10 protein-coding genes are annotated in these 10,576 nt (G+C 63.2%); 4 read left to right on the top strand and 6 right to left on the bottom strand.

Translation table 11 applies throughout. The annotated features are described in order from the left end of the window. Positions 1–95 precede the first annotated feature (95 nt). Both EOL86_08820 and EOL86_08815 read left to right on the top strand, forming a co-directional pair. Positions 96–467 carry a hypothetical protein gene (locus tag EOL86_08820; GenBank protein NCD25678.1) on the top strand — a complete coding sequence of 124 codons (372 nt, stop codon included), beginning with the start codon at positions 96–98 and terminating at the stop codon, positions 465–467. Beyond that, on the top strand, positions 467–1,186 hold the full coding sequence (locus tag EOL86_08815) for an RNA pseudouridine synthase (protein NCD25677.1): 720 nt from the start codon (positions 467–469) through the stop codon (positions 1,184–1,186). Before EOL86_08820 ends, EOL86_08815 begins: the two co-directional genes overlap by 1 nt. Here the strand turns inward: EOL86_08815 and EOL86_08810 are convergent. Together EOL86_08810 and EOL86_08805 are read right to left on the bottom strand one after the other, a co-directional pair. Continuing rightward, positions 1,158–1,361 carry a hypothetical protein gene (locus EOL86_08810; protein ID NCD25676.1) on the bottom strand — a complete coding sequence of 68 codons (204 nt, stop codon included), beginning with the start codon at positions 1,359–1,361 and terminating at the stop codon, positions 1,158–1,160. The genes EOL86_08815 and EOL86_08810 overlap by 29 nt on opposite strands. A 3-nt stretch (positions 1,362–1,364) precedes the next feature. After that, positions 1,365–2,609: a tetratricopeptide repeat protein gene (locus tag EOL86_08805; GenBank protein ID NCD25675.1), complete on the bottom strand. Its 1,245-nt coding sequence runs from the start codon at positions 2,607–2,609 to the stop codon at positions 1,365–1,367. Positions 2,610–2,612: 3 nt separating this feature from the next. Here EOL86_08805 and EOL86_08800 point away from each other — a divergent pair, with 3 nt between their 5' ends. Together EOL86_08800 and EOL86_08795 are read left to right on the top strand one after the other, a co-directional pair. Further along, positions 2,613–4,589, top strand: coding sequence for a U32 family peptidase (locus tag EOL86_08800; protein ID NCD25674.1), 1,977 nt, complete (start codon positions 2,613–2,615; stop codon positions 4,587–4,589). Positions 4,590–4,684: 95 nt separating this feature from the next. Further along, positions 4,685–5,872 (top strand): ATP-binding protein, encoded by a 1,188-nt coding sequence (locus tag EOL86_08795; GenBank protein NCD25673.1) that lies wholly within the window; start codon positions 4,685–4,687, stop codon positions 5,870–5,872. Positions 5,873–5,918: 46 nt separating this feature from the next. Here EOL86_08795 and EOL86_08790 read toward each other — a convergent pair whose 3' ends face one another. The 4 genes from EOL86_08790 to EOL86_08775 form a co-directional block, all read right to left on the bottom strand. Next, on the bottom strand, positions 5,919–6,929 hold the full coding sequence (locus tag EOL86_08790; protein ID NCD25672.1) for a hypothetical protein: 1,011 nt from the start codon (positions 6,927–6,929) through the stop codon (positions 5,919–5,921). Positions 6,930–6,979: 50 nt separating this feature from the next. Continuing rightward, positions 6,980–9,316, bottom strand: a complete 2,337-nt coding sequence (locus EOL86_08785; protein NCD25671.1) for a PBP1A family penicillin-binding protein — start codon at positions 9,314–9,316, stop codon at positions 6,980–6,982. Between the two features lie 4 nt (positions 9,317–9,320). Then, a complete protein-coding gene (locus tag EOL86_08780) occupies positions 9,321–9,839 on the bottom strand; it encodes a zinc/iron-chelating domain-containing protein (protein ID NCD25670.1) in 519 nt (172 codons plus the stop codon). After that, positions 9,836–10,576 (bottom strand): KpsF/GutQ family sugar-phosphate isomerase (locus tag EOL86_08775; protein NCD25669.1); only part of this gene is annotated, 741 nt, incomplete at its 5' end. The genes EOL86_08775 and EOL86_08780, both read right to left, overlap by 4 nt.

Here is a 10,576-nt window from a genome sequence, read left to right as displayed (position 1 = left end):
CCCTGGCCGCCCTCGCGGGGTTCGGCATTCTTCGATTTTTTCTGGGTCAGCGCCGGAACAAGGTGCTGCCACGGACATGAAACCACGGAGACACCATGAAGATCGCGCCCATCCCAAGCCTTCTGCTGGTCCTGATCCTGAGCCAGGGTTGCATGGTGGCGCTGGAGGAGCCGCCGTCGCGCCGGGGCGGACCGCCGCCCCATGCCCCGGCCCACGGCTACCGCGCCATGTACCGCTATAATTATTATCCGGATGTCAGGGTGTATTTCGATCTGGACCGCCATCTCTACTTCTACCTGGACAATGGCTGGCGCCGGGCGACGCGCTTGCCACGAGAATTTCGCGCCAGACTGGGCGCGCCCGTGGTCCTGACCCTGGACGTGGACCGGCCGTACACCCACCACGACGAGCACCGCCGCGCCTACCCTCCCGGACAGTCCAGGAAAAAGCCCAGGAAATGGCGCTGATGGACGGCTTTTCCCTGGTCGCGACGCGGCCCGGATTCGTGGTCGTGGCCAAGAATCCGGGCGTCGATTTTCATGACCACGGGGAAACCGCCGGGCTGTGCACCCTGGTTCGACGCGGTCTGGGCCTGGACCGCGTCTGGCCGGTGCACCGCCTGGACAAGGACACATCCGGCCTGCTGCTCCTGGCCACGAACCGCGACGCCGCCGTGAATCTGGCCCGCGTCTTTCGCGAACGAGGCCTGGACAAATACTACGTGGCCCTGTCGGACCACGCGCCACGCAAAAAACAGGGGCTTGTCCAGGGGGACATGGTCCGCTCGCGACGCGGAACCTGGAAACTGGTCCGGACCATGCTCCATCCGGCCCGGACCCGCTTCCTGAGCTGGTCGATCCGGCCCGGCCTGCGCCTCTTTGCCCTGAAACTCCTGACCGGACGCACGCACCAGCTGCGGGTCGCCCTCAAATCCCTGGGCGCGCCCGTCCTCGGCGACCGGCTCTACCACCAGCTGGTGCCGGACTGGCCGGACCGGATGTACCTGCACGCCCACACCCTGCGTTTTGTTTTGGATGGCACGCCCCACGTCTTCCGCTGTCCACCGGAACAGGGCGCCTTTTTTCAGGATCAATCGGTCCAGGCGGCCATGACGGCCCTGGGTTGTCTGGAAGATCTGCCCTGGCCGGGAGAGCCGGTCAGGTGTCGAGCAGATTGGTGCCCTTGACCTGCATGCGGGCATTGAGGGCGTTGATGCGCTCCAGCAGGCGCTGGCGGCGGATCTCGTTGGTCTCGCCGTAATAGGCGCGGAGCAAAAAATTCCGGCAGTGAAACAACGTGTGGGCCTCGGTCTCGATATCAACCATCTTCCCGCAAATACGACAGGTGGAAAATTTGGCCATGGCTCACTGCTCCTGGCGCGTCCGCGCCATAAGTCCGGCCCTGGCATCGTCCTCCCAGGACACCCCGGTCAGCAACCGGTACATCCGCAACGCCTCCTCGTGCCCCGGAGACAGGGTCAGGGCCAGACGGATGCAGGCCAGGGCCTTGTCCGGCTGTTCATCGTACGAGTAGGCCTTGGCCATGTTGTAATGGATGTTCTCGTCCTCGGGACTGAGTTCGATGGCCTTGAAATAGGCGTCAATGGCTTCCTTGTACTGTTTTTCCTGACGAAGCCGGATGCCCAGGGTGTTGTACGGGTTGGGCGCGTTGACGTCATACTTGACGATTTCCACGAAAATCTTCTTGACCTTGGCAAAGTTATTGATCTTCGCGTATTCGTCCGCGGCTTTCTGCAGGTAGTAGGTATACCGTTCAATATCGCGCTTGCCCTGATAGGCCCTGGCCAGGCCCTCGTAGGCCTTGAGAAAGGTCTGGTTGGCGGCCAGGGACTGATTGAAGGCCCGGATGGCGTCGCTCCATTTCTTTTCGACCAAGAACTGGCAGCCCTGGTAAAAAAATTCCTTGCCCTGCTCGTCCTCGTGACTGACGAGCAGGGTCAGATCGCCGATGGCCTCCTCGTAACGCCCCTGCACGATCATGGTCGTGGCCTGGTCCACGGTTTCCTGGGCGCTGTCCGGCAGGGAGTCGGCCTGTTCGGACTGCCGCATGTGCCGGCCAAGGGCGTCCTCGGTGTAGGGGCGCAGAACCAAGCCAGAACAGCCGGCCGAAATGACGCTGAGCACGAAATCCTGGGTCCGTTCGGCGGAAATAACCAAAATATGCAGATAATTGGTCTGCCGAATCCCGCGCAGGGCGGTCACGAATTCGGGCAGGGTCAAATCCTCGACCTCGGAATCGACGATAATGACCCGGGCCGGATTGAATTTGATGAATTCGACCGCGGCCCGCCCCGACGAAAAACGGGCGCAGTTGCGGTATCCGAGCCGGGCCAGGTGGTCCCTGGTTTCCCGAAAAAGCAAATCCTGGCTGGTGGCGATGAAAATAAGGTCCGTCACGTTTCCTATCCTGGGATACAAAATGCCATGGCCGAATGGAGGACTGCGTACGATATTCGCCCCCACCCCACAAGTCACGGCGTCGACATTCATCCTTGACAGCCCCCCGCCCCGCCACGCTAGGCCAGGACTGCCCCGCTCCGGGCCCGAATCGCGATTCGGGCCCAAACCTTTCATCGCACGCGAATCCATCCCATGAACACCACTTTTCGCCCTGAAATCCTGGCCCCGGCCGGAGACACGGACAGCTTTCTGGCCGCCCTGGCCGCCGGCGCCGACGCCATCTACTGCGGTCTGAAAAATTTTTCGGCCCGCATGGAAGCGGACAATTTTTCCCTGACCGAATTGTCCGCCCTGACCGACCTGGCCCATGCCAAGGGGGTCCGGGTCCATGTGGCCCTCAACAACCTGCTCAAGACCCCGGAACTGGCCCAGGCCGGACGGCTCGTCCACAGGCTGGCCCATCAGGTCCGGCCCGACGCCCTCATCGTCCAGGATCTGGCCCTGCCCGAACTGGCCCGACAGGCCGGTTTCACCGGCGAGCTGCACCTGTCCACCCTGGCCAATGGCGGCACCATCGCCGGACTGCCGCACATCGCGGCCCTGGGCGTCAACCGTCTGGTCCTGCCGCGCGAGCTGTCCATCGACGAAATCAAGGCCATTGCCGCCCGCTGTCCGGCGGAGCTGAGCCTGGAGGTCTTCGTGCACGGGGCGCTATGTTACGCGGTTTCGGGCCGGTGCTATTGGTCCAGTTATCTCGGCGGCAAGAGCGGCTTGCGCGGCAGGTGCGTGCAGCCCTGCCGCCGCCTGTACCAGCAGAAGAACCACAAGCTGCCTTTCTTTTCCTGCGACGACTTGTCCCTGGACGTCCTGGTCCGGCCCCTGGCCGGCGTGGACAAGGTGACGTCCTGGAAAATCGAGGGCCGCAAGAAAGGGCCGCACTATGTGTACCACACGGTCACGGCCTACCGCCTGCTCCGCGACGCGGGCAACGATCCGGCCCAGCGCAAGATGGCCGTGGAGCTCCTGGACATGGCCCTGGGGCGACCGGGGTCGCACTATAATTTCCTCGGGCATCGGCCCGCGAATCCCATCGCCGACCGCGAACAGACCGGCTCCGGACATCTGGTGGCCAAGGTCCAGGGCGGCGCCAAGGCATTTTTCTCGCCGCGCGAACCCCTCAAAAACGGGGATTTGCTGCGCATCGGCTACGAGGATCAACCCGGGCACCAAACCGTGAAAATCCGCCGGGACATTCCCAAGGGCGGCCGTCTGGACCTGCCCAGGGGGCCGGGGCGGCCGGCGCCCCAGGGCGCGCCGGTCTTTCTGGTGGATCGCCGGGAACGCGAGCTGCGGAACATCCTGGACGGCTTGCGCCAGGAGCTGGGCGAAGGCCGCAAAAGCGCCGAATCCACCTTTGCCCCGACCCTGCCCAAGCCGCTCGGAGCCAAGGGCCCCAGGGGCAGAATCAAAACGCGCGAGATGGATGTCTGGCGCGCCCTGCCGCACCGACTGGGCAACCAAAGCGAGCAGGCCGTGTGGCTGACACCCGGCGTGGAACGGACCATCTCCAAGAATATCTTTGGCCGCGTCTGGTGGTGGCTGCCGCCGGTGATCTGGCCGGGCGAGGAAAAGGCCTGGACCGATTGCCTGGAGACCATGACCCGCCTCGGCGCCAAGCAGTTCGTGCTCAACGCGCCCTGGCAGCTGGGCCTGTTCGCCAAGCCCGAGCGGTGCACCTTCTGGGCCGGTCCCATGTGCAACACGGCCAATCCCCTGGCCCTGGCCGCCCTGGCCCGGATGGGCTTCGCCGGCGCCTTTGTCAGCCCGGAACTGGACCGCGACGGATTTCTGGAGCTCCCCAAGACCTCGCCCCTGCCCCTGGGCATCCTGGTCAAGGGCATCCATCCGCTGTGCGTGGCGCGCATCCGCTCCGAGCACCTGCGCGAACGCGATCCTTTCCAAAGCCCCAAGGGCGAACAATTCTGGAGCCGCACCTACGGCCAGCTGGTCTGGACCTTCCCCAATTGGGCCCTGGATCTGAGTGAAAAATGGGCCGAGCTGGAACGGGCCGGCTACGCGGTCTTGGCCCGCCTGCACGAACCCGTGCCGGAAAAGGTGACCATCAAGGAACGACAAGGGCTCTGGAATTGGGAGTTGCAAATGCTTTGAGCGGGGCATGATCCCCTGAAAGAAATGGAGCTTTTATTGACTTTTATTTTGTCGAAGATAATTTATCGCAAATAAAATAAAAAAGGATAAAAACAATGCTCCATTTTTCCCGTACCGCCCTGGCCGCGCGCTTGGCGGATGATCTGCTCGGAGCCACGCTCTTCGGCGATCTCCAAAATGGCCTGTTCCTGGCCGCCCCACGGCGGACAGGCAAGACCACGTTTCTCCAACACGACTTCAGGCCAGAACTGGAAAAACGTGGCGTCACGGTCGTGTACCTCGACCTCTGGGCAGACCAGCGTCGGGATCCAGGCGTTCTTATCGCCGAGGCCGTCGGACGAGCCCTGGAGCCGCACCTGGGATTCGTGGCCCGCGCAGCCAAAAGCGCGGGCCTGGAAAATGTCAGCCTCGGCGGGTGGCTTTCCATCGATACCAGCAAGATCGGAGCACTCGACGGCGCCACCCTGCCCGACGCGCTCCGCGCCCTGCATCATGCCGCGCGAACGCCCGTGGCCCTGATCATTGATGAAGCGCAACACGCCCTGACCAGCGAAACGGGCACGATCGCCATGGCCGCCCTGAAATCCGCCCGCGACCAGCTGAACAGCCCTGGCAAGGTGAATCTCATGCTCGTCATGTCTGGCTCCGACAGAGACAAACTGTTGCGATTGGTGAACACCAACGGTGCACCTTTCTATGGATCCAAGGTCCAGCGCATGCCGGAGCTGGGCGAGGACTTCATCGCGCATCTCATCCACCTCATCGAAGCCCAGCGCCCGGATCTCATTCCCGTCGATCAAACTCTCTTGTTCGAGGCATTCCAGCGTTTTGGATCGCGTCCGCAGTTTTTCATGGACGTCTTGGGTCAGGCATTGAGTCCTTTATCCGGCAATTCCGGACGGTTCGAGCCGATTGTGGCCCAGGCGGCCTGGCAACGTCAGCAGGAAGACGAGGCGCAAATGGAATCCTCCTTTTTAGGCCTCAAGCCCCTGGAGCAGGCCGTGCTGTGGCGTCTTTTGGAAAAAGGCCAACACTTCCGGCCATATGACGGGGAATCTCTGCGCTTCTATCAACAAAAAACCGGTAAAAAAGTAACCGCCCAGCAAGCGCAAAACGCCGTGGAGTCTCTACGTCAGCGGACTCCGGCCGTGGTTTGGAAATCAGCCTGGGGCGAATACGCGGTCGATGACGCAGCCATGAGCCGTTGGCACAAGGACCGCGTCAGTGCCGGCACCTGGCCACCGTCAGGAACGGCCCTCCTGGCGGACGCCCTCGATTCGTGACCGCGGAAAACGTGCAGCCAGGCGACCGGAGCCGAGTTCGGCCGCCCTATTTTTTGCCCATAACCGCCCCCGGACAGCAGGGCCGCATGGCCGCGTCCAGATCCGGCGTGCGGAACAGATAGCGGTAAAAAAAGGCATCACCCAGCCACGCCACCACCCGTACCAAAAGCGCGGTCACGATCAGGGTAAAAAGTATCCGCGCCCACAACAGTCCCGAAGCATGCCCCCCGAGCACGGCCATGAGCAGCGTGTCCTCGAACACGGAATGGGCCAGACCCATCAAACTCAGGGACGAAAACACATCCTTGGCCGCGACCTTGCCCGAATGGGCCTCGTGCATGATCATGCCGCCGCCGTAGGACAGGCCCATGACCATGCCGACAATGGTCAGGGGGCCGGCCTCGCGCCCGATGCCCAAAAGACGCAACACGGGCGAGAGCAGCCAGACGCAGACGTCGGTCAGGCGGATGGCGTTGAAAATCTGCATGAGCCCGCTCAAGGCCGTGATGACCACGAAAACCATGCCCAGATTCTTGATTTGCCGCAGCCCCCAGGACACCAGGTCCGGACTTTGGGCTTCGGGCTTCCAGAGAAGGACGCTTGGTTCCTGCAGCCAGCCGCCCCAGGCATAGACCCGCGACAGCAGCCAGCCCAGAATCAGGGCGCCGCCGATGCGCAGCACGGCCTGGAACCACAGGGCCGGACCGGACTTGCGCGCTACCTGCAATTCAATGGGCAGGGAGTGGGCGATGAGGATCATGGTGCCCAGAACCGTGACCTGGGCCGTGGTCATGGCATGACTGGCGGCCAGGGACACGAACACGATCATGCTGCCGTAGATGTTGTTGATCATGGCCGTGGCCCAGACCAGGCCCATTTCTCCCGGCAGCCCGACCAGCTCCATGACCGGTCCCAGGGGCAGGGCGACCCAGGCGATGAGGTCCAACTCCTGCAGAATTTTGACCACGATCAAGATGGGAATCATGATCTTGTAGAGTTCCAGGCTGATGCGTGCCGAACGGTGCAGCACGCCACGAATCGAAGCGATGATATTCATGAATTCTGAATGGTTGAGATCATGGCGGGGCCGGGCGGCCCCACGCGGAATCAGAAGATCTGTTTAAGCAGGCTTTCGGCGCCGGCATTGGAGGACCCCGGATCGGCGTCCAGTTCCCAACCGCCGGCAGTGGCCACGGGTTCGGTGCCATTTTGAAAGGGCAACACGAAGGCGTTTTTGTCTTCAGCCGAAGCCAAGCCACCGGAACGGGCATTGACCCTGGCCATGACGATGCCCGGAGGCACGGGAAAATCCTCGACCGGATACTTGGGCTCGACCTTGGTCCGGTAGTCGAGCCAGATGGGCAGGGCGGCCCGGGAACCGGTCTCGAAGCGGCCCATGGGCTTGATCTGGTCGTATCCAACCCAGACGCCGGTCACCAGATAGGGTGAAAAGCCCATGAACCAGGCGTCCTGTTCATCGTTGGTGGTGCCGGTCTTGCCGGCCACCGGCCGCCCCAGGGCCTTGGCGCGGGCGGCGGTGCCCTCCTGGACCACCTGCTGCATCAGGTTGCACATGATATAGGCGGTTTCCGGCTTCATGACCTCGCGCACTTCCTCGGTGGCCGTGAACAGCTGCTCGCCCCAGGGCGAGGACACGCTTTCGATCAGCCGGGGGGTGATGGCCGTCCCGCCCCGCGCGAAGACCGTGTACGCCTGGGCCATGTTCAGGGGCGTGAACTGGCCGGAACCCAGGGCCAGGGACAGATTGGGCTCCATGATGCCGGTCAGCCCCATGGCCTTGGCCCGGTCGATGATCGTGTTCATGCCCACGCGCTGGGCAATGCGGATGGTGACCAGATTGCGGGATTTGACCAAGGCGGTCCGCAGCAGGGTCGGACCGTAGAAAATTCCCTCGAAATTTTCGGGTTTCCAGGGCTTGCCGCTGCCGTCGTCAAAAACAATGGGCGCGTCGACGATGATGCTCGACGCCGTGAACCCGTTGTCCAGGGCCGCGGAATAGACAATGGGCTTGAAGGATGATCCTGGTTGGCGCAGGGCCTGGGTGGCCCGATTGAACTGGCTACGAAAAAAATCATAGCCGCCGCACAGGGCCAGGACCTCGCCCGTGCGCGGATCGATGGACACCAACGCGCCCTCGACCTTGGGCTCCTGCTCCAGGGCCAGACGCCACGGCTTGTCCGTGGGCATGTCCCTGACGCTGACCCATATCACGTCTCCGGGCTTGAGCACCTTGCGGGCATCGCCGATCTTGGCCACTTCCTCGGGAGCATGCTTGGGATTGGGCTTACGGGCCCAGCCCATGGTGGCCACGGGAACCTGGCCGGAATGCGCCCCGAAACGGACCGTGGCCCCGCCCGCTTCGACCTTGGTCACCACCGCCTGCAGCCAGTCCCCAACCTTGACCGGACCGAGCTTCCGACCAGCCAGAAAGGCGTCGCGGTCACCGGATTCGACATGCTTGATGGGCCCCTGCCAGCCATGGCGCTTGGCGGTCGCGCGCAGCCCGTCACGCAGGGCCTGATCGGCGATGGTCTGGTGTTCCACGTCCATGGTGCAGCGCACCTGCAGCCCGCCGGTGTAGACCTTGTCCTCGCCATAGCGTTCCACCAGCTGCCGCCGGACCTCTTCCAAAAAATACGGTCCGGTCTTCCAGGACGGGTCATCCTGCACCCGGTATTCGAGACGTTCCTCCACGGCCGCCTCGTATTCCGTCCGGGAAATCCAACCCTGGTCCCGCATCTGCCGCAACACGTAGAGCTGGCGCTCCTTGGCCAAATCAGGGTTGGCATAGGGGGAATACTTGGACGGGGCCTTGGGCAATCCGGCCAGGAGCGCGGCCTGGGCCAGGGTCAGCCGCGAGGCGTTGATTCCGAAATACTCCCGCGCCGCCGCCTCCACGCCATAGGCCTTGGCGCCGAGATAGATCTCGTTCAGGTAGATGGTCAGGATCTCTTCCTTGCTCAGGTGTTTTTCCAGGCGGTAGGCGAGGATGATCTCCTTGATCTTGCGCTCGTAGCTCCGCTCGGGCGTGAGCAGCATGGACTTGATGACCTGCTGGGTGATGGTGCTGGCGCCCTGCTTGATGCCGCCGGCGATGAAATTCTTGATGGCGGCCCGGATGATGCCCTGCGGGTCCACGCCCTCATGGTTGTAGAATCCGGCGTCCTCGGCGGCCAGGAAGGCCTTGACCGTGACCGGACTCATCATGGACAGGGGGATCAAAAACCGTTTTTCGCGGTAAAAATAGCCCAGGATCTGCCCATCCCTGGACCGGACAGTGGTTGCCAGGGCCGGCGAATAGTCACTCAACTTGGTGAATCCCGGCAAGTCCTTCTCCGCCCAATAGTACACGCCCGCGCCGCCGGCCAGAACCGCCAGAACCCCGAGCAGAAAAAGAACGACGCATATCTTCACGAATTTCATGGTCTCACCTTGCGTTACGTCCCAGGGCCGCGCACATGGCCTGGAACAACTCCCGGATTTCGGGCTCGCGCACATCCATGGCGCGCTCCAGGTCCTTGGCCGTGGCGCACTCGATGGCGGCCAGGCATTCCTCGGCCGTGAACCACGTCAACTGGCCCCGGTACAGCCAGAAAGGAAAAAGCTTGCAATAGATGGGCCGGATGGCCCGGTCCAGACGGCATCCGGACCCGCCCAAAAAAACGCAGCGGCCGCGATCCGTGATGGCCAGTCGCCAATGATGGCCCGGACGCGGAAAAAAGGCTGCAATATCCTGGTCCGGCATGAGATGGCCCAGCTGGGCCACGAAAGCGTCGGTGTTTGGAGTCCGGACCATGGTGGCGGCGTCGAAACCCGCCGCCAAAATGGCCGCGCGCTCCCCCTCCGAAAGCGGAAAACAAAACTCCTCGTCACCGCCGGCGAGCTCGCAGCAGGTCCGGCCCCGAGCCGCGCACCGGGTACAGATATGCGGGTCGGGACGACTCATGACCGGGAAAATTTGACCCGGCCCTGACCCAGGACGTCGTGCATGTGCACCATGCCGACCAGGACGTTGTCGGCATCGACCACGGGCAACACGGTGATGGCCTTGGTCTCCATCAGGTCCAACACCTCGCCGGCCTGCTGACCCGGCCAGGCGCGCAGGGGATCGGCCTTCATGACCGTGTCCACCACGACCTCCCGGTCCAGAAGTCCGGAACAGACCAACCGGCGCACATCGCCGTCGGTCAGAATGCCCAAGAGCCGATCGCCCGTGTCCAGAATGCAGACGCAACCCAGACCGCCCCGGTTGAGACTGTCCAGGGCCCGTCCCAGGGAGGCGCCGCCCGGGACCATGGGCAGATCGGAGGTCAGCATCAATTCATCCACCTTTTGGGCCAGACGCTGCCCCAGGGCGCCGCCGGGATGAAAGCGTCGGAAATCCTCGATCGCGAAGGATTTCCAGTCGATCAGGCACACGGCCAGGGCGTCGCCCACGGCCAGGGCGGCCGTGGTGCTGGCCGTGGGGGCCACGCCCAGGGGGCAGGCCTCGGCCGGTACCGCGACATCGACAACCACGTCGCACAGCCCGGCCATGGTCGAGTTCGCGCCACCGGTCAGGCCGATGACCCCGCCGGCCAGGGTTTTCAGGCTGGGCAGAATGTTGTTGAGCTCATCGGTTTCGCCGGAATAGGAAATGGCCACAATGACGTCCTCGGGCCGGATCATGCCCAAATCGCCGTG

This window comes from Deltaproteobacteria bacterium (genome assembly GCA_009930495.1).
Taxonomy (GTDB): Bacteria; Desulfobacterota; Desulfovibrionia; order Desulfovibrionales; family Desulfomicrobiaceae; genus Desulfomicrobium.
This window is presented reverse-complemented; position numbering and strand designations above follow the sequence as displayed.

Bases quoted from the DNA above. Each gene is read 5' to 3' on its own strand.
- EOL86_08820 (NCD25678.1), top strand. From the start codon at position 96: ATGAAGATCGCGCCCATCCCAAGCCTTCTGCTGGTCCTGATCCTGAGC.
- EOL86_08815 (NCD25677.1), top strand. From the start codon at position 467: ATGGACGGCTTTTCCCTGGTCGCGACGCGGCCCGGATTCGTGGTCGTG.
- EOL86_08810 (NCD25676.1), bottom strand. From the start codon at position 1,361: ATGGCCAAATTTTCCACCTGTCGTATTTGCGGGAAGATGGTTGATATC.
- EOL86_08805 (NCD25675.1), bottom strand. From the start codon at position 2,609: ATGGATTCGCGTGCGATGAAAGGTTTGGGCCCGAATCGCGATTCGGGC.
- EOL86_08800 (NCD25674.1), top strand. From the start codon at position 2,613: ATGAACACCACTTTTCGCCCTGAAATCCTGGCCCCGGCCGGAGACACG.
- EOL86_08795 (NCD25673.1), top strand. From the start codon at position 4,685: ATGCTCCATTTTTCCCGTACCGCCCTGGCCGCGCGCTTGGCGGATGAT.
- EOL86_08790 (NCD25672.1), bottom strand. From the start codon at position 6,929: ATGAATATCATCGCTTCGATTCGTGGCGTGCTGCACCGTTCGGCACGC.
- EOL86_08785 (NCD25671.1), bottom strand. From the start codon at position 9,316: ATGAAATTCGTGAAGATATGCGTCGTTCTTTTTCTGCTCGGGGTTCTG.
- EOL86_08780 (NCD25670.1), bottom strand. From the start codon at position 9,839: ATGAGTCGTCCCGACCCGCATATCTGTACCCGGTGCGCGGCTCGGGGC.